This is a genomic window from Virgibacillus indicus (assembly GCF_002266285.1).
Lineage (GTDB): Bacteria > Bacillota > Bacilli > Bacillales > Amphibacillaceae > Virgibacillus_K > Virgibacillus_K indicus.
This window is the reverse complement of record NZ_NPMS01000001.1, coordinates 752,240-771,263: the sequence shown is the minus strand read 5'-3', so window position 1 is coordinate 771,263 and position 19,024 is coordinate 752,240. Positions and strand designations below refer to the sequence as shown.

At 38.1% G+C, this 19,024-nt stretch carries 17 protein-coding genes; all 17 read left to right on the top strand.

Translation table 11 applies throughout. The features are described 5' to 3' along the window. Positions 1 to 1,062 carry a protein-glutamate methylesterase/protein-glutamine glutaminase gene (locus CIL03_RS03915; RefSeq protein WP_094883899.1) on the top strand — a complete coding sequence of 354 codons (1,062 nt, stop codon included), beginning with the start codon at positions 1 to 3 and terminating at the stop codon, positions 1,060 to 1,062. Between the two features lies 1 nt (position 1,063). After that, positions 1,064 to 3,085, top strand: coding sequence for a chemotaxis protein CheA (locus CIL03_RS03910; RefSeq protein ID WP_094883898.1), 2,022 nt, complete (start codon positions 1,064 to 1,066; stop codon positions 3,083 to 3,085). Positions 3,086 to 3,114: 29 nt separating this feature from the next. Beyond that, positions 3,115 to 3,585, top strand: a complete 471-nt coding sequence (locus tag CIL03_RS03905; protein WP_206207662.1) for a chemotaxis protein CheW — start codon at positions 3,115 to 3,117, stop codon at positions 3,583 to 3,585. Positions 3,586 to 3,589: 4 nt separating this feature from the next. Continuing rightward, positions 3,590 to 4,225 (top strand): chemotaxis protein CheC, encoded by a 636-nt coding sequence (locus CIL03_RS03900; RefSeq protein ID WP_094883896.1) that lies wholly within the window; start codon positions 3,590 to 3,592, stop codon positions 4,223 to 4,225. Continuing rightward, positions 4,218 to 4,715, top strand: a complete 498-nt coding sequence (locus tag CIL03_RS03895) for a chemotaxis protein CheD (RefSeq protein WP_094883895.1) — start codon at positions 4,218 to 4,220, stop codon at positions 4,713 to 4,715. Before CIL03_RS03900 ends, CIL03_RS03895 begins: the two co-directional genes overlap by 8 nt. Positions 4,716 to 4,754: 39 nt before the next feature. Further along, complete coding sequence (locus CIL03_RS03890; RefSeq protein WP_094883894.1) at positions 4,755 to 5,534, top strand: FliA/WhiG family RNA polymerase sigma factor; 780 nt, start codon at positions 4,755 to 4,757, stop codon at positions 5,532 to 5,534. Between the two features lie 14 nt (positions 5,535 to 5,548). Beyond that, the gene (locus tag CIL03_RS03885; RefSeq protein WP_094883893.1) at positions 5,549 to 6,913 is read left to right on the top strand and encodes a DUF342 domain-containing protein; all 1,365 of its coding nucleotides are present in this window, start codon (positions 5,549 to 5,551) and stop codon (positions 6,911 to 6,913) included. 20 nt (positions 6,914 to 6,933) lie between these two features. Continuing rightward, entirely contained in the window at positions 6,934 to 7,248 is a 315-nt protein-coding gene (locus CIL03_RS03880) for a hypothetical protein (protein WP_094883892.1), read from the top strand. 13 nt (positions 7,249 to 7,261) lie between these two features. After that, the gene (locus CIL03_RS03875) at positions 7,262 to 7,693 is read left to right on the top strand and encodes a DUF6115 domain-containing protein (RefSeq protein ID WP_094883891.1); all 432 of its coding nucleotides are present in this window, start codon (positions 7,262 to 7,264) and stop codon (positions 7,691 to 7,693) included. Positions 7,694 to 7,890: 197 nt separating this feature from the next. Beyond that, the gene (gene rpsB, locus CIL03_RS03870) at positions 7,891 to 8,637 is read left to right on the top strand and encodes a 30S ribosomal protein S2 (protein ID WP_094883890.1); all 747 of its coding nucleotides are present in this window, start codon (positions 7,891 to 7,893) and stop codon (positions 8,635 to 8,637) included. A gap of 102 nt (positions 8,638 to 8,739) precedes the next feature. Then, positions 8,740 to 9,624, top strand: a complete 885-nt coding sequence (tsf, locus tag CIL03_RS03865) for a translation elongation factor Ts (RefSeq protein WP_094883889.1) — start codon at positions 8,740 to 8,742, stop codon at positions 9,622 to 9,624. A gap of 109 nt (positions 9,625 to 9,733) precedes the next feature. Next, complete coding sequence (pyrH, locus tag CIL03_RS03860; RefSeq protein ID WP_094883888.1) at positions 9,734 to 10,456, top strand: UMP kinase; 723 nt, start codon at positions 9,734 to 9,736, stop codon at positions 10,454 to 10,456. A gap of 2 nt (positions 10,457 to 10,458) precedes the next feature. Further along, positions 10,459 to 11,016: a ribosome recycling factor gene (frr, locus tag CIL03_RS03855; RefSeq protein WP_094883887.1), complete on the top strand. Its 558-nt coding sequence runs from the start codon at positions 10,459 to 10,461 to the stop codon at positions 11,014 to 11,016. Between the two features lie 214 nt (positions 11,017 to 11,230). Further along, positions 11,231 to 11,992 (top strand): isoprenyl transferase, encoded by a 762-nt coding sequence (locus CIL03_RS03850; protein ID WP_094883886.1) that lies wholly within the window; start codon positions 11,231 to 11,233, stop codon positions 11,990 to 11,992. A 15-nt stretch (positions 11,993 to 12,007) separates the two neighbouring features. Next, on the top strand, positions 12,008 to 12,793 hold the full coding sequence (locus tag CIL03_RS03845; protein WP_094883885.1) for a phosphatidate cytidylyltransferase: 786 nt from the start codon (positions 12,008 to 12,010) through the stop codon (positions 12,791 to 12,793). A gap of 454 nt (positions 12,794 to 13,247) precedes the next feature. Next, positions 13,248 to 14,513, top strand: a complete 1,266-nt coding sequence (gene rseP, locus CIL03_RS03840) for an RIP metalloprotease RseP (protein WP_094883884.1) — start codon at positions 13,248 to 13,250, stop codon at positions 14,511 to 14,513. A 108-nt stretch (positions 14,514 to 14,621) separates the two neighbouring features. Beyond that, positions 14,622 to 18,911 carry a PolC-type DNA polymerase III gene (locus CIL03_RS03835; RefSeq protein ID WP_094883883.1) on the top strand — a complete coding sequence of 1,430 codons (4,290 nt, stop codon included), beginning with the start codon at positions 14,622 to 14,624 and terminating at the stop codon, positions 18,909 to 18,911. Positions 18,912 to 19,024: the final 113 nt, after the last annotated feature.

Sequence of the window (19,024 nt, the reverse complement as noted above, 5' to 3'; positions counted from 1 at the left end):
ATGAATCCCATCCGCGTAATCGTAATTGATGATTCGGCATTCATGCGAAAGATACTTCGGGATATCCTCACAGGTGATCATCGGATAGAGGTCGTGGCAACTGCAAGAAATGGGGAAGAGGGTCTGAAGAAAATTAAGGAACTAAAGCCCGATGTTGCCACATTAGATGTGCATATGCCGGTCATGGATGGTATCACTGCACTGAAGGCAATTATGAAAGATCATCCACTGCCTGTTGTGATGCTGTCCAGTATATCAACAGAAGGAACAACAAAGACGGTGCAGGCTATTTCTAATGGAGCGGTTGATTTCATTACTAAGCCATCCGGTCCGATATCTTTGGATATCACAACAATCCGACAAGAAATTATTACGAAGGTTATCACTGCTGCGAAAGTTAATATTAAAAAGTGCGCAGAAAAGGAAAAAACCGTAACAGCTGCAAATAATATTTCTGCTGTTCAGCCTTTCTCCAAAACTATTATAGCAATAGGCACATCAACCGGAGGTCCCAGAGCTTTGCAAAGAGTACTTGCAGATCTGGGAAATGACATTGCAGCACCAATTTTAATTGTCCAGCATATGCCAAAAGGATTCACGAAATCACTTGCGGAAAGGCTCAATGCCATGTGTTCTCTAAATGTGAGGGAAGCAGTACACGGTGAAATACTAAAAGATAATACAGCTTACATAGCACCAGGTGACTTTCACATGAAGGTTAGGGATGCTGGGACATCAGCAGTGATTGAACTGAATAAGGAACCTCCGCTGCATGGACATCGTCCTGCCGTTGATATTTTATTTGAAGCAGTTGGAAACTTGCGTAAAGTGAATAAGATTGCCGTCATTCTTACAGGGATGGGAAGTGATGGCTCAAAAGGAATCGAGATAATGCGTGAAATGGATCCGGAAGCTAAAGTGATAGCTGAGGCAGAAGAAACATCAATTATTTATGGAATGCCTAAAGCTGCATTAAAAACAAATTGTGTTAATTATGTAGTTCCATTGGATCGTGTGGGGAAAACATTGTTGAGTCTTGCAAAACAAAAGGGAGGGAAATAGGATGGAAACTGCTGAGTACCTTGATGTTTTTATTGATGAAAGCAAGGAGCATTTAGAAGTCTTATATAAACAATTACTCGCACTTGAAAAAGAACCTGCTGAAAAATCAATAATTGATGAAATATTTCGTGCAGCACATACATTAAAAGGTATGTCTGCAACAATGGGCTATAACGATTTAGCCAGTCTGACACATCAACTGGAAAATGTATTTGATGCAATTAAGTATGAAAAAATAACTGTTACTGCAGATATGATGGATATTATGTTTGAAGCAGTAGATCATTTAACAGAGATGGTTGATGATATAGCCTCGGGGGGGAATGGTGTTCGGGATGTGGAGCAGATTGTCTTTCTGTTGGACAGGCTGGAAACAGGAGTAACAGTCGAACAAACAAAAAATGAATCTGGAAGCCGGCTTGAAGAAACAACTACTGTACTGCAAGTAATAGATTCCCTCGATGAATTTGAACTTTCTATATTAAATGAAGCTTCGGAACGCGGTTTTTCCAATTATGAAATTACTATTACTCTCAATGAGGATTGTTTATTAAAAGGTGCTCGTGTTTTTATGGTATTTGAAGTATTGGAAAAGCTGGGAGAAGTAATTAAGACAAATCCATCCGTGAATGACCTGGAGGAAGAAAATTTTGATTTTTCTTTCAGTGTCATTTTAGTATCAAATTATTCCAAAACTGAGATTGAAGAAAAGATTAATAAAGTATCTGAAATTAATAAAATAGAAACAAATCTTTTTTCTGCAGAGCAGTATAAAACGATGCATGAAGAAGAGACAAAAGAATTATCTGAAACAAAAACAAAACAGAGTCAAAACAGCGTGCAGCAAAAGGAGAAAACTACCAGGAAATCCCCTTCAGGCAAAACGATTAGAGTCAATATTGAAAGACTTGATGTACTGATGAATTTATTTGAAGAATTTGTAATAGATAAAGGCAGATTGGAGCAGATTTCAACCGATTTAAATAATAATGACTTGCAGGATACGGTCGAGCATATTTCACGGGTTTCTGCAGATTTACAAAATATTATTTTAACAATGCGCATGGTACCAGTTGATCAGGTATTCAGCCGTTTTCCGCGTATGATTCGTCAGCTTGCAAAGGATTTACATAAAAATGTGGAAATTGAAATTATCGGTGCAGATACGGAATTGGATCGTACGGTAATTGATGAAATCGGGGATCCATTGGTCCACTTAATAAGAAATGCCATTGATCATGGGATTGAAACAAGTGAAGAGCGGAAGAAAAAAGGAAAAGCGGAAAAGGGCACTATTCAATTAAAAGCATTTCATAGCGGAAATCACGTGTTCATTGAAATTTCAGATGATGGAGCCGGTATTGATAAAGAGAAGGTCGTAAATAAAGCGCTTGCCAATGGAATAATAAATGAGAGTCAGATAGATTCATTGACTGACCAGCAAATATACGAATTGATTATGGCGAGCGGATTTTCTACTGCTGATGCTGTCTCTGATATTTCCGGCAGGGGCGTTGGTCTTGATGTTGTAAGAAATACAATCGAGTCATTGGGGGGAACTATCTCTATTGATGCAGAGCTGAATAAAGGCTCGACTTTCTCCATTCAGCTTCCATTAACCTTAACGATTATTTCCGTGTTGCTGGTTGAATTGCAAAATGAAAAATATGCAATCCCGCTATCATCCATTTTGGAAACAGCTATTGTACGTAAAGATCAAATACTCAGTGCACATAATAAAAAGGTAATCGATTTTCGCGACAAAATCGTCCCGCTTGTATTTTTGAATGATATTTTTTCCGTGCCGGAGCAAGGGAAGAATAAGAATGATTATGTTTCCATCGTTATTGTTAAGAAGGGTGAAAAAATGGCCGGACTGGTTGTTGATTCCTTTATTGGTCAACAGGAGGTTGTACTGAAATCACTGGGGAACTACTTATCAAACACATTTGCTATTTCCGGCGCAACTATACTTGGAGATGGTGAAGTTGCATTAATCATTGACAGCAATGCACTACTTTAAAAATAAAAAGCTCAAATGGAGGGATTGGAATGAAACAAGAAACAATAGCTGACAGTAAGGTAATTGTTTTTCAATTAAAAGAAGAAGAATATGCTGTATCTGTGCATCAGGTTGGTTCAATTGAACGCATTCAGCCAATTACCAGAGTTCCACGAACTGCGGATTTTGTAAAAGGTGTAATCAATTTAAGAGGTGTAGTTATCCCTATTATTGATTTAAGGCTGCGTTTTGGTATAGAAGAATCAGAATTCAGTGATTCAACGCGGATCATAATTGTCTACTTTGATGACATGGAGACAGGGTTGATTGTAGATGCAGCAAATGATGTGATTGATTTTCCGGAAAATGCCATTGAACCACCGCCGGCGGTAATTGGCACAGTTGACGTAGATTATATTGAAGGTGTTGCAAAGCTTGAGGACCGTTTGCTTATATTATTAGACCTGCAAAAAGTTTTGACACGTGAAGAAGTAAATGAATTAAAAGCAGTGGAAGGCTAGGATAATGGAGATCACTAATCTGACGAATGTTCAAAAAGATGCACTCCGGGAAATAGGGAATATAGGAGCTGGAAATGCAGCAACCTCCCTGTCGAAATTAATAAATAAAAAAGTTAATATGCAGGTGCCATCTGTAAATGTCGTAAGCTATGATGAAATGATGGAAATGATAGGAGGACCTGAAGAAACAATAGCGGCGGTCTTTTTTCGGATAAAGGGAGAAGCTCCCGGTACAGTCTATTTCATTTTATCGATTGAAGAAGCAGAATTTTTAATTAACAAGATGGTGAATAAACAAAATGTTAATTTGATGGATAACAGTACGGTGAATGAATTGGAAATGTCTGTATTGCAGGAAGCCGGAAACATTTTGACAGGCTCCTATTTATCTGCATTATCTGACTTTACGAAAATTAATATGCAGCCATCCGTTCCCTATTTAAGCATTGATATGGCCGGGGCAATTTTAACCGCAGGAATCCTTGAACTGTCTCAGCTAACTGATTATGCAATTATAATCGATACAAAAATAAATCATAAAGATTCCGCCAATGAAATACATGGAAACTTCCTATTGCTTCCAGACCCGGAATCTTTCCCGAAAATTTTTGAAGCGTTGGGAATTAACGACCATGAATGATACACAAATCATTATTAGTGTTGGCATTGCTGAAGCCAATATCGTTATTGCGCCAGATTTGATACGTACATCAGGATTAGGTTCATGTGTAGGGGCTGTTTTATATGATTCAAAAAAGGAAATTGCAGGACTGTCACATGTGCTGCTGCCTGATTCCAGTTTAACCAGACAAGCTGCTTTTAATAAATATAAATATGCAGATACAGCTATACCGGCATTAGTAGAACAATTGATTGGTGCAGGTGCAAGGCTAAATCAGCTGAAGGCAAAGCTTGCAGGGGGTGCACAGATGTTTCAATTTACTTCCAATTCTGACATAATGCGGATAGGCCCTCGAAATGTTGAGGCAGTACAGGCTATACTGCAGGAATACCATATTCCGGTAATTTCATCTGATGTTGGAGGAAATTCCGGAAGAACAATTGAGTTCAATCCGATTACTTGTAAAATGAAAATCCGCAAGGTGAACAAAATGGAATACTTTATTTAAGCAATCTCAAAACATGTCTCAGAGAGGAGTGAATTAAAATTGAAAAATAATAAATCTCCTCAGGAACAAAAATGGTGGGATGACTGGCTCTATAATAAGAGTAATGAAGCTGCAAATGAAATTATACAGAATTATATGTATCTAGTAAGTTTTCATGTAGAGCGAATCTCCAGTAATTTACCAAGTAGTGTGAACAAAGATGATCTTAAAAGCTTCGGCATGATTGGACTGTATGACGCAATGAAAAAGTTCGATACAAGCCGTGATTTGAAATTTGATACGTATGCTTCTTTTCGCATACGTGGAGCAATTATTGATGGATTGCGTAAAGAGGATTGGCTGCCAAGATCTTTACGGGAAAAGACGAAAAGGATTGAAAAAATTGCAGGGGAACTGGAACAGCAGCTGCAGCGAGCACCGACTGCCGAAGAGATAGCAGATCAATTGGAAATGTCTCCAAAGGAAGTGGAAACTTTAATTAATGATTCACTTTTTGCTAATGTATTGTCCATTGAGGAAAAGCCAAAAGAAGGCAGCAGTAATCTAAAGGAAGGGGTCGGATATACGATACCCGATCATTCTGCAGTTCTTCCGGAGGACAATCTGACAAGGCATGAGCTTAATAATGAATTGATCCAAGGAATCAAATCACTCAATGATAATGAGCAAATGGTTATTAGCTTATTCTACCAGGATGAATTAACATTTACGGAAATTGGACAGGTGATGGGGTTAACTACTTCTAGGATTTCACAAATACACAAAAAATCAGTAACCAAATTAAGAAAAACGCTGAATAAAATTCAAGCATTCTCATAAAGAGGGGAATAAGCATGGAATTGCTGAAAGCTTATATTAATATGACTGTATCAGATGATAAAATGACAGCCCAGCTAGATTGTACCGAGGATTATCAAGCTGATTCAGAGCTGGAAGCGGCTCACATCCAACAACTTTTAATGGAAAATAAAGTCGTCTTTGGAATAGATCAGGAGATGATCAAGCAAATTGCTGCAGGTCTTCCATCAGAAAGTTTTCCGGTAACTGTTGCTCAAGGTCAGCCGGCTGTAAATGGAACAGATGGGAATATTAATTATGAAATAAAATATACAAGCGAAATTGATCGCAGCCCTGATTGGAATTTCCGGGATGTCATGCATATCCCCTCAGTTCAAAAGGGGCAAAAGCTGGCTAGACTAATTCACCCGACTGCAGGGGAGGATGGAATCAATGTATTCGGAGCTAAATTATCTGCAGTGCCCGGCACGCCTGTATTAAAGAGAGCTGGTAAAAATGTTGTCTTCAGGAAGGAAGACAATTCATTTTATGCAGTTTCGGACGGGCAATTGAGTGTAAGCGATAAGTATATACAAATACACCCGGTGTATGAAGTGAATGAAACACTCTCAATGAAAAATGGCAACCTTGATTTTGTTGGAACGATTATTATACGTGGTGATGTTCCGTCCGGATATACAGTGAAAGCGGGCGGAGACATTAAAATACACGGTATGGTTGAAGCTGCTTCTGTTACTGCTGCTGGGTCCATCTATATTTCTGAGGGAATCTCCGGACAGAAAAAGGGATTTCTCAAAGCAAATGAAAATATAAATATTGGTTATGTGAATCAGGGAATTGTATATGTCGGCAATAATCTTTATGTGGAAAACTCTATTTTGCATAGTGAGTGCACTGCTGAAAATCACGTTTTTTGTCAACAGGGAAATATAATTGGTGGAATGCTTTCAGCGGGAAAAACAGTGGAAGCAAAAGATATAGGGAATAGACTCAGCACCAAAACCGAAGTTATTTTCGGTGTCAATAAAGGGATTTATGATAAAGAAAGAAATTTACTGGCAAAAAAGAAGGAATTACAGGAAACGTTGGAAAAACTGGATACATTGGGTGATAAGCTCAAAAGACAGGATAGTACGAATAATTCTAAATTGCGTATTACAATTCTCAGACAAAGAAATTCCTATAATAAAACGAAAGAGCAAATAGAAGAAATAAGCCAGGTTCTGGAGCAAATGAATTCACATATTGGCAGTGAGAAAGAAGCCCGGCTGATTGTAAGAAACTATATTTATCAAAATGCTATAATTACATTCGGTAAATATAAACGTATAATAAAAACAGAGCATCATTTTGTTCAAGCAAGGTTAAGTCAAAACGAGATTATTATTCATTCTATGTAATTATTATCGTATTGGATGTGATGCTGTTGAGCTGGAAATCGATTGAAATGCAGGTGGCACTTCCGAGGGTACAGGATGCAGGGAAAATTCAAGAACAAATACAGAAGCAAGGTCAGCATTATGGGGATTCACTTACTCAAAGTCAATTAAAGCAGGAAGAACTGAAGCGGAAACGCGTATCAGAATCAGAAGATATTCAAGATCTTAAACTAAAAAAGGATACTGAAGATGACAGTGATAATCAAAGTGAAAAACAATCAGGTGATTCAATCCAATCGCAGGAAGAGAAAGTTAACCACCCTTACTTAGGTAATAGATTAGATTTAAATGGATAGAAGGGATTTAAAGATGGTATCATTTTTACTTATTATTAGTTTTTTATTACATATTATTGCACTTGCTGCGATTTTCCAATTATCAAAACAGATTAGAGAAACAAAACAAACAAATTCTGATGAAATAATCAATTTGTTTGAAACCTATCTTCAGGAAATTAGAGCTGAAAATAACAAATTGGAAGAAGAATTGTCAGGTCTGGCTGCTAAGGAAGAAACGAAACCGACCAGAACAGAACAATCATCCCAGCAATACGAAAATGTTCCCCAAAAGTATGAATATGCACCTCCAGCAGTAAGTGTGGAGGACAAAGCAGAAGCTTCATTGGATGCCAGGATTTTGCAATTACACAATCAGGGACTGCCTTCATCTGAAATCGCCAAAAAATTAAATTGTGGAAAAACCGAAGCTGAACTGATTATAAAGTTGTATGGAAAAAGTTGAAAATTTGAATTTACACTTGCTTACAGGGGTTCTATATGATATATTAACTTTTGGTGTAAATACTATGTTCAGTCAAATGGACAGGCTAGACTACACACGCGCAGTGATTTGCATTCGTGGTGCTGTTTTTTCAGAAAACAGTCTTTATGCAGAAATGATCTGACGCGGAGGAAAAAACCATTTAGGAGGAAATTATTATGTCAGCAATTTCTATGAAGCAATTGTTAGAAGCTGGTGTACATTTTGGACATCAGACTCGCCGTTGGAATCCTAAGATGAAAAAATACATCTTTACGGAACGTAACGGAATTTACATCATTGACCTGCAAAAAACAGTTAAAAAGGTTGATGAAGCGTACAAATACGTAAGAGATATCGCAGCAAATGGCGGTACCGTACTTTTTGTAGGTACAAAAAAACAAGCACAGGATTCTGTTCGTGATGAGGCAACCCGTTCTGGTATGTACTATGTTAACCAGCGCTGGTTAGGCGGAACACTTACAAACTTCCAAACAATCCGCAAACGCATCAATCGTCTGAAAGACATTGAGCGCATGGAAGAAGATGGAACATTTGAAGTATTGCCGAAAAAAGAAGTAGTAAACTTATTGAAAGAAAAAGATCGTTTAGTTAAGTTCCTTGGTGGAATTAAAGAAATGACAAAGCTCCCAGACGCTTTGTTTGTAATTGATCCCCGCAAAGAACGTATTGCGATCGCTGAAGCACACAAATTAAACATTCCTATTATTGGAATTGTTGATACAAACTGTGATCCTGATGAAATTGATTATGTTATCCCAGCGAATGATGATGCTATTCGTGCGGTGAAACTGTTGACTTCAAAAATGGCAGATGCTATTTTAGAAGTGAAACAGGGCGAAGAAACAGAAGAAGTACAGGAAGAAGAAACAGTTCCTGCTGAATCTGAATCAAATCAAGAGTAATCTTTACAAAAAGGTGAGGGTGATAAGAGGATATAAGCCTTTTATCACCCTTTTTTCAGAAAGAATTCTGTATAATTTGCATTTTATTAAGGAGGAAACACGATGGCAATTACTGCTAAGATGGTTAAAGAACTGCGCGAAAAAACAGGTGCAGGTATGATGGATTGTAAAAAAGCACTTCAGGAAACAGAAGGAAACATTGATAAAGCAATTGATTACTTACGTGAAAAAGGTATTTCAAAAGCAGCTAAGAAAGCAGACCGCATCGCTGCTGAAGGCTCAACTTATATTGAAGTAGATAACAACACCGCGGTCTTATTGGAAGTAAACTGTGAAACTGACTTTGTAACAAAAAATGATCAGTTCAAACAACTATTGGCTGAACTTGGTAAACATCTTGTAGGTCAAAAACCGGCAACTGTAGAAGAAGCATTAAAACAGCCACTTCATGGAAATGGAGATACTGTTGAGACTTATATTAACTCAGCAATTGCAACAATTGGTGAAAAAATTTCATTGCGCCGTTTCAAAGTATTAACTAAAACGGATAACGATGTATTTGGTTCTTACCTTCACATGGGTGGACGCATTGGAGTGCTTTCTTTGCTTGAAGGTACAAAAGATGAGCAAGCTGCCAAAGATATAGCAATGCATATTGCTGCTGTAAATCCACGTTATGTTTCCCGTGATGAGGTTTCAGAAGAAGAAGTAAATCACGAACGTGAAGTGTTGAAAACACAGGCACTTAATGAAGGAAAACCAGAAAAAATAGTTGAAAAAATGGTAGAAGGCCGTCTTGGTAAATTCTTTGAAGAAATCTGCCTGCTTGATCAAGGCTTTGTAAAAGACCCTGATCAGAAAGTGAAAAAGTATGTAGCAGATAAAGGTGCAACTGTTAAGTCATTCTCCCGTTACGAAGTTGGCGAAGGAATGGAAAAACGTGAAGAAAACTTCGCTGATGAAGTTATGAGTCAAATTAAAAAATAACTGATATAATAGAAATGTAGGGAACACATTTGCTGTTCCCTATTTCTAAATTATTTCTTCTGCAAAGAATGCTGTATATAAAATATAATTATTTTCTATGGAGGTTACTATGACAACAGCTCGTTACCGTAGAATAGTACTAAAATTAAGCGGGGAAGCTTTAAGCGGCGAACAGGGATATGGCATTGAACCAAAAGTCATTCAGTCTATTGCAAATCAGGTGAAAGAGGTAGCTGAATTAGGTGTTGAAGTGGCAATCGTTGTTGGCGGCGGAAACATCTGGCGTGGAAAAGTAGGAAGTGAAATGGGAATGGATCGTGCGACTGCCGATTACATGGGCATGCTTGCTACGATCATGAATTCACTTGCATTGCAGGATGGACTTGAAACGATAGGTGTTGAAACAAGGGTTCAGACCTCAATTGAGATGCGCCAGGTTGCTGAGCCTTACATAAGGAGAAAAGCAATTCGCCATTTGGAAAAAAAGCGTGTTGTCATTTTTGCAGCAGGCACAGGAAATCCGTATTTTTCTACAGATACCACAGCTGCATTACGTGCTGCTGAAATTGAAGCAGAAGTAATATTAATGGCTAAGAATAATGTTGATGGTGTTTATACAGATGATCCAAAAATAAATAAAGATGCCCAGAAGTATGAAAATCTGTCATATATGGAAATGCTGAATGCAGGACTTGGTGTAATGGACTCAACTGCATCTTCATTATGCATGGATAATAATATTCCATTAATCGTGTTTTCTATTACGGAAGAAGGAAATATTAAAAGGGTTGTCGAAGGTGAATTAATTGGAACAACAATAAGGGGGAAATAGGCATGTCTGAAACGATTTTAAAGGAAACTCGCGAGAAAATGCAACAGGCTGTGCAAGCATTTAGCAGGAACTTGGCAACTGTCAGAGCAGGAAGAGCAAATCCCAGTCTGCTGGACAGTGTTTATGTAGATTATTACGGTGCATCAACACCACTGAATCAGCTGGCATCTGTTTCGGCTCCAGAGGCTAGATTGCTTGTTATTACACCATATGACAAATCTGCAATTTCTGATGTTGAAAAAGCAATTCAAAAAGCTGATCTTGGACTATCTCCATCAAATGATGGCAATGTAATACGAATCAGTATACCTACATTGACCGAAGAAAGACGAAGAGACCTTGTTAAAGTTGTAGGAAAGTATGCTGAAGAATCCCGTGTTCAGGTAAGAAATGTCCGCCGTGATGCAAATGATCAGCTGAAAAAAATTGAAAAAAACGGCGAACTGACCGAAGACGAACTGCGAAGTACACAGGATAATGTGCAAAAGCTTACGAATGATTATGTTGGTGAAATAGACCAGCTTGCAAAAAATAAAGAAAAAGAAATCATGGAAGTTTAATCCAATACAATGTAATATAGGTGTAAGAGCCCTCTTTTTTAAGGGGGCTTTTGTATTCTTGTTCAAAAATCGTTATAATTAAACATGTTTTTCATGATATAATATTAACTTATCCTGCGAGGATATGATTGGTAATATAATTCTTTTTCCTTCATATTGATTATAGGTTGGTAAGGATTGTAAATGATAATCAACAGCATTCGGAGGACCGGACATGTCAATGAAACTTCCTTTTTTTAAAAATAAACAAACAGAACTCCATGAGGATTTAGAAAGTGATAATATTCCTGACCATGTTGCCATCATCATGGATGGTAATGGCCGCTGGGCGAAGAAACGGGGCCTGCCTCGTATAGCTGGACATAAAGAAGGCATTAATTCAGTTAATAAAGTGGTACGGGCTGCAAATCAATATAATGTCAAGGTACTGACACTGTATGCATTTTCGACAGAGAATTGGAAACGGCCAAAATCGGAAATTGAGTTTTTGATGAAGCTGCCAAAAGAATTCTTACATATTTATTTGCCAGAACTAATGGAGAATAATGTTAGAATTGATACAATTGGTGATTTTGATGCATTGCCTCAACATACAAAAAAAGCAGTCCAGTATGCTAAGGATAAAACAAAGAATAATAATGGATTATTATTAAACTTTGCTTTAAACTATGGTAGTAGATTGGAAATTATGCGAGCCATTAAACAGATCATGTCAGATATTGATTGCTCCAAAATTTCTATTGATTCACTAGATGAAAAAATATTTTCGGAATACTTATATACACAAGGATTGAGTGATCCTGATTTATTGATACGAACAAGCGGCGAGCAGCGGCTTAGCAATTTTTTATTATGGCAATTGGCATATACTGAATTTTGGTTTACTGATGTATTATGGCCGGATTTTGATGAAGTAATATTTAAAGAAGCCCTTTATGAGTATCAGCAGCGAAAAAGACGATATGGGGGCATTTAAGGTGATGAACATTATATGAAACAGCGAATTATAACAGCAATTCTGGCGATCGTTGTATTCCTGCCATTTGTTATCTATGGAAGATTGCCATTTGCCTTTTTTGTATATGTAATTGCAACTATTGGGCTGATGGAACTTATATCGATGCAAAAAAATGCAAAGTACTCTGTACCATCTGTTTTATCAATCGGTATGTTGTGGATAATTCTTTCGGGTAATGCTGACATAAACCTTTACGAATGGTTTTCGCAAACAGAAATTATTATGATTGGTGTTCTGCTTTTATTGTCCTATACGGTATTGGTTAAAAATAAATTTACGTTTGATGATGCCGGTTTTGCTTTATTGGCAGTGATTTATGTTGGCACGGGGTTTTATTATTTAATCGAAACGCGTGATGCCAACTTAAGCTATGTATTTTTTGCCTTATTTATTGTGTGGGCGACAGATACTGGTGCTTACTTTTTTGGGCGGGCATTCGGCAGGAAGAAATTATGGCCGAAGATCAGTCCAAATAAAACAGTGGAAGGTGCGCTTGGCGGGATTATATTAGCCTGCATCGTTGCAGTCATTTTTCAGTTCGTCAGTCCATTACCATCTTCCATGCTGGTTGTTATAGGTGCGACCATTTTAGCATCTGTTTTTGGACAAATTGGTGATTTGGTTGAATCTGCATTTAAACGTCATTATGGCGTTAAGGATTCAGGTAAAATACTGCCTGGTCATGGGGGCATTTTAGACCGTTTTGACAGTTTGCTTTTTGTATTGCCATTATTGCATTTTATTGGTTTTATTCAATAAAATAGATAGAAATACAAATAATTCAAGGGTGATGAAAATATACTTTGAGTGTATGTTCAAAAAGTTGCCGAATTAGAAGGTCGACAAAAACGCCACGTCCTGGGACTTCGCTTACGCTCGACCCACCGTAAAGATTTGTGGCATTGTCGACACTAGCACGTCCTGTGCGTCGCAAGAAGGTCGAGGCGGCGAAGTTTTGAAGAACGGGCTTTCACAGGATGTGGTGACTTCTGCGTTGCCAACAAATGGTCTTCGGTGGGGCGAGCCCAGGCGCAGTCCCAGGACGTTGGCGGTCTTAGTAGAAGATCCTTTGTATTTGATACGTGAGTATCTGAAAAACAAGCATTCGTGCGAGATTCGCCGCTTATAATTTGGTGACTTTTTGAACAACCTCTTTAGGGCCAGGCTGTCCAGGAACTAATGCAAGTATTACCGAATAAGGAAGGTGTTTTGTTTGAACACAGTTATCGCATTTATATTTATGTTTGGACTGCTTGTGTTTATTCACGAGTGGGGCCATCTGATATTTGCAAAACGTGCCGGCATGCTTGCTCGGGAATTTGCAATTGGATTTGGGCCGAAGATTTTTTCATTCACCAGAAATGAAACGTTATATACGATCCGTTTAATCCCTGCCGGTGGATATGTCCGGGTTGCCGGAGAAGATCCGGAAATTGTGGAAATAAAACCAGGACATCATATTGGGCTGGAATTTAATGAAGAAGGTAAAGTTAATAAAATAATAATTAATAATAAGTCAAAGCATCCAAACGCCCGTGTAATTGAGGTTGAACATGCTGATCTGGATCATAGATTACGGATTGAGGGATATGAGGTTGACGAAGAGGAAGAAAAGCTGAGCTTTGAAGTGGATCGAAAAGCACTATTTGTTATGGATGAGAAGGAGACGCAAATTGCTCCATATGACCGGCAATTTGCTTCAAAAAGTGTCGGTCAGAGGGCAATGCAATTATTTGCCGGTCCCATGATGAATTTTGTTTTAGCCATCGTAATCTTCGTGATCATTGGCTTAGTTCAAGGTATCCCCACCGAAGAGGCTAAAATGGGAGAAATACAAGAAGGAAGTCCTGCGGAAGAAGCAGGGTTACAGCAAAATGACGAGATCATTGAAATTGAAGGGAATTCCATTTCATCTTGGGATGAGTTTACGTCAATCGTTCAGGACAGTCCAGGCCAGGAATTGGATATCGTTGTACAAAGGGGAGACTCCAAGGAATCTTTGGCAGTTACTCCAAATGAGGTAACATTGGAAGGACAGGATGAATCGTTCGGTCAAATAGGTGTCTATGCAGCGATTGAAAAATCCTTTTTTGGAACATTTAAATATGGTTTCACACAAACGTATGATTATACCAAATTAATATTAACAAACCTGGTTATGTTAATTACGGGTCAATATTCAATCGATATGCTTTCAGGGCCTGTAGGCATTTATGACGCCACAGACCAAGTTGTACAAACCGGTTTTATGAACTTCATGATGTGGACAGCGATTTTAAGTGTAAACTTAGGGATTGTTAACCTGGTACCATTACCAGCACTGGACGGAGGACGCCTTATGTTTGTAGGTATAGAGGCGATCAGAGGAAAACCGATTGCTCCGGAAAAAGAAGGGATATTTCACTTTATCGGATTTGCATTATTAATGCTTCTGATGATTGTAGTTACCTGGAATGATATACAACGTCTGTTTCTATAGAGTAAATTTAAATGAAAAGTATGATACGAGAACCCTTGTCCTAGGTGAAACATGACAAGGGTTTCCATCATTACAGCTATTTGAATGCTGTAATAGGAGGGGATATACGTGGATATTTCAAAAATAGAAAAAATGAACCTTTTATTAAAACAATTACAAATCCCGGAAGAATATATTGAAAACTATTTTCAGGAGAGTTATTTAGAAAAACTTGAGGTTTATAAACGTACGAAAACCTGGCATTTCCATGTACACATAAAAAAAATACTCCCTTTTGATATTTACCGGTTATTTACAGTACATCTGGAGGAGAACTTCCAAAAAATAGCAAAAGTAGAGCTTTCTATACAGGCGGAAGAAAATGAATGTGATGAAGGTACAATCACCAGTTACTGGAGTCATTTTGTGCAGACATTACGTAATTTATCACCGGCATATAAAGATCTAATCTATAACCAGGTTCCGGAAGTTAACAATAAAAAGATTATGTTAACAGCTAGAAATGAGGCGGAAGCTGCTGCTTTAAAAAAGCGTTTGGACGAGAACTTCAGGGCATTCTGCCAAAAAATTGGTACAAATCCTTATACTATTGAAATCTCTGTAAAATCAGAAGAAGCCGATATTCAGAGATTCAGAGAACAAAAAAAATTAGAAGATAAACAAATTGTACTAAAAACAGTTCAGGAAAAAGAAAAGCGTGATCAGGCAAAACTGCATGATGAAAATAAACCATTGCATCTCGGATATAAAATTCAGGATGAACCTATTCTGATGGAAGAAATTCAGGACGAAGAACGCCGTGTAACAGTGCAGGGTTATGTTTTTAATGCAGATATCCGCGAATTACGTTCTGGTAGAAGCCTTCTCATTCTTAAAGCAACAGATTACTCGGATTCTCTGCAAATTAAAATGTTTTCCAAAGGAGACGAGGATGCAGAGAAGTTTAAGTCCGCTAAAAAGGGCATGTGGATTAAAGCTAGAGGCAGTATTCAGACAGACATGTACACCAATGAATTGGCGATGATGGCAAATGACATCCAGGAAATTAAAGTGGAAACCCGTATGGATAGTGCTCCAGAAGATGAAAAAAGGGTAGAATTGCATGCCCATACAACCATGAGTCAGATGGATGCAGTTGTTTCACCAACGAATTTGGTCACTCAAGCTGCGAAATGGGGACATAAAGCTGTTGCTATAACGGATCATGCTGGTGTGCAAGGTTTTCCCGAAGCACATAGGGCTGCAAAGAAAAATGGTATTAAAGCATTATATGGTGTGGAAGCCAACCTGGTTGATGATGGTGTACCTATTGCTTATAACGAGAATAATGTTGACTTAGAAACAGGAACATATGTGGTATTCGATGTCGAGACAACAGGGCTTTCCGCCGTATATGATACAATTATTGAGCTTGCAGGGGTGAAAATTCATCAGGGCGAGATTATTGACCGGTTTGAATCCTTTGCAAACCCACATCACCCATTATCACAAACAACTACTGATTTAACAGGAATAACTGATGATATGGTAAAAGATGCCCCGGAAATTGGAGATGTCCTAAAAGATTTTTATGACTGGATGGGTGAGGATATTCTTGTAGCACATAATGCCAGTTTTGATATGGGATTTTTAAACCAGGGTTTAAAAAAGATAGACTATGAAAAAGCAAAAAATCCGGTAATTGATACATTAGAGCTTGCCAGATTTCTATTTCCAGAATTGAAAAATCATCGGCTTAATACGTTATGTAAGCATCTGGATATCGAATTAACACAGCATCACAGGGCAATCTATGATGCTGAAGCAACAGGCTATCTGCTCTGGAAATTAGTTCAGGGACTTTTGAAGAAAGAAATAAGCAATCACAACCAGTTGAATAATCATATGGGTGAAGGAAATGCATACCAGCGTTCCCGTCCGTTTCACTGTATTTTGCTTGCACAAACTGATGAAGGCATGAAAAATATTTACAAGCTGGTTTCAAGTGCGCACATCGACTACTTTTACCGTGTTCCACGTATACCCCGTTCCCTTCTGCAAAAACTAAGAGGAGGAATTTTAGTAGGCTCAGGATGTGATAAAGGAGAAGTTTTTGAAACAATGATGCAAAAATCTGCTGAAGAAGCGGAGAATGTTGCGCAGTTTTATGATTATATTGAAGTACAGCCGCCTGCAAACTATGTCCATTTGGTAGATAAAGATTTAGTTCAAAATGAAGCTCAGGTTTTGGATATTATTACAAAATTGGTTCAGCTTGGAGAAAGAATGGAAAAACCAGTTGTAGCAACTGGAAATGTTCATTACATTGATGATCATGATAAGCTGTACCGTCAAATTCTGATTGCCTCCCAGGCTGGTAATCCATTGAATCGCCAGACACTGCCGGATACTCCATTCCGAACAACAAATGAAATGCTGGACGCTTTTAGCTTTTTAGGGAAAGACTATGCTAAAGAAATCGTAATAACGAATACAAATGCTCTGGCTGATTCAATAGAGGAAATTTCACCTGTGAAGGACGGGCTATTCACACCAACAATTGAAGGTGCAGATCGGGAAATGCGTGACCTCAGCTATAGTCGTGCTAAAAAGATCTATGGTGAAAATGTGCCGAAAATTGTTGTTGACAGGCTGGAAAAGGAACTGGAAAGTATTATTGGGAACGGATTTGCAGTAATTTACTTAATTTCACATAAGCTTGTTAAAAAATCACTTGCTGATGGATACCTGGTAGGTTCTCGTGGTTCAGTTGGCTCATCACTTGTTGCCACAATGACAGAAATAACAGAAGTAAACCCGCTGCCACCGCACTATGTTTGCCTGGATTGTCATTATAATGAATTTATAACTGATGGATCAGTGGGAAGTGGTTTTGATCTGCCGGATAAAAATTGTCCAAACTGTGATACGCCTTTAACGAAAGACGGACAGGATATACCTTTTGAAACCTTCCTAGGCTTTAAAGGAGACAAGGTACCTGATATTGATTTGAACTTCTCAGGTGACTACCAGCCAAGAGCACATAATTATACGAAGGAATTATTTGGGGAGGACTATGTATATCGTGCAGGTACAATTGGTACGATTGCAGAGAAAACTGCTTATGGTTATGTTAAGGGATATGCATCAGATAAGCAGCTAGTCTATAAAAATGCAGAAATTGACAGGCTTGTACATGGTTGTACTGGTGTGAAGCGAACAACTGGTCAACATCCGGGGGGGATTATCGTTGTCCCTGATGATAAAGAAATTTATGATTTTACCCCAATACAATTTCCAGCTGATGACCGGAAAAGTGAATGGAAAACAACTCATTTTGATTTCCATTCAATTGATGAAAATTTGCTCAAACTGGACATTCTAGGACATGATGATCCGACAGTTATTCGTATGCTGCAGGATTTAAGTGAAATTGATCCAAAAACTATTCCCACAGATGACCCGGAAGTTATGAAAATATTTTCTGGAACTAAATCACTTGGAGTAACGCCAGAACAAATTAATTGTAAAACAGGAACATTAGGTGTTCCGGAATTTGGAACTAAATTTGTTCGGCAAATGCTTGAGGACACAAAGCCAAGCACATTTGCAGAACTTGTTATTATTTCCGGTCTGTCACACGGAACAGACGTATGGCTGGGAAATGCACAGGAACTGATAAATGATGGAATATGTGAGCTTCCGGATGTTATCGGCTGCCGTGATGATATTATGGTGTATTTAATGCATAAAGGTCTGGAGTCATCACTAGCATTTAAAATCATGGAATTTGTGCGTAAGGGAAAAGGATTGCAGGACGAATGGATTCATGAAATGAAAAAACATAATGTGCCGGACTGGTATATCGAATCCTGTAAAAAAATCAAGTACATGTTCCCGAAAGCCCATGCTGCTGCATATGTCTTAATGGCTGTTCGTATTGCATACTTCAAGGTGCATCATCCAATATTTTTCTATGCGGCTTATTTCACTGTACGTGCAGATGACTTTGAACTGGATACAATGGTTAAGGATTCACAGGCTATCAGACAAAGAATTGACAGCATAGCAGCAAAAGGAAATGATGCCTCACCTAAAGAAAAAAATCTATTGACCGTTCTGGAAATCTCTCTGGAAATGTGTGAGCGTGGCTTCGCATTCAATAAAGTAGATTTATATAAATCCAGTGCTACAGAGTTTATTGTAGATGGCAGCACATTGATTCCTCCATTCAATGCAGTTGATGGTCTAGGGACAAATGCTGCAATTAATATTGTTAAAGCACGTGAAGAAGGAGAATTTTTATCAAAAGAAGATTTACGCGAACGGAGTAAAATCTCAAAAACTGTTTTGGAGTATCTTGACAATCACGGATGCCTGGAGGGAATGGCAGAAAAAAATCAATTGTCATTGTTCTAAATAGCATTAATACAAAAGCAGGAAGAGTTTTCCTGCTTTTGTTTGTGTTTCTCTAATATCTTATAATTAGGTAATCTTTTTTTTGTATGCTACAATATTAATTGGTTTTACAA

Bases quoted from the DNA above. Each gene is read 5' to 3' on its own strand.
- CIL03_RS03915 (WP_094883899.1), top strand. From the start codon at position 1: ATGAATCCCATCCGCGTAATCGTAATTGATGATTCGGCATTCATGCGA.
- CIL03_RS03910 (WP_094883898.1), top strand. From the start codon at position 1,064: ATGGAAACTGCTGAGTACCTTGATGTTTTTATTGATGAAAGCAAGGAG.
- CIL03_RS03905 (WP_206207662.1), top strand. From the start codon at position 3,115: ATGAAACAAGAAACAATAGCTGACAGTAAGGTAATTGTTTTTCAATTA.
- CIL03_RS03900 (WP_094883896.1), top strand. From the start codon at position 3,590: ATGGAGATCACTAATCTGACGAATGTTCAAAAAGATGCACTCCGGGAA.
- CIL03_RS03895 (WP_094883895.1), top strand. From the start codon at position 4,218: ATGAATGATACACAAATCATTATTAGTGTTGGCATTGCTGAAGCCAAT.
- CIL03_RS03885 (WP_094883893.1), top strand. From the start codon at position 5,549: ATGGAATTGCTGAAAGCTTATATTAATATGACTGTATCAGATGATAAA.
- CIL03_RS03880 (WP_094883892.1), top strand. From the start codon at position 6,934: ATGCTGTTGAGCTGGAAATCGATTGAAATGCAGGTGGCACTTCCGAGG.
- CIL03_RS03875 (WP_094883891.1), top strand. From the start codon at position 7,262: ATGGTATCATTTTTACTTATTATTAGTTTTTTATTACATATTATTGCA.
- rpsB (WP_094883890.1), top strand. From the start codon at position 7,891: ATGTCAGCAATTTCTATGAAGCAATTGTTAGAAGCTGGTGTACATTTT.
- tsf (WP_094883889.1), top strand. From the start codon at position 8,740: ATGGCAATTACTGCTAAGATGGTTAAAGAACTGCGCGAAAAAACAGGT.
- pyrH (WP_094883888.1), top strand. From the start codon at position 9,734: ATGACAACAGCTCGTTACCGTAGAATAGTACTAAAATTAAGCGGGGAA.
- frr (WP_094883887.1), top strand. From the start codon at position 10,459: ATGTCTGAAACGATTTTAAAGGAAACTCGCGAGAAAATGCAACAGGCT.
- CIL03_RS03850 (WP_094883886.1), top strand. From the start codon at position 11,231: ATGTCAATGAAACTTCCTTTTTTTAAAAATAAACAAACAGAACTCCAT.
- CIL03_RS03845 (WP_094883885.1), top strand. From the start codon at position 12,008: ATGAAACAGCGAATTATAACAGCAATTCTGGCGATCGTTGTATTCCTG.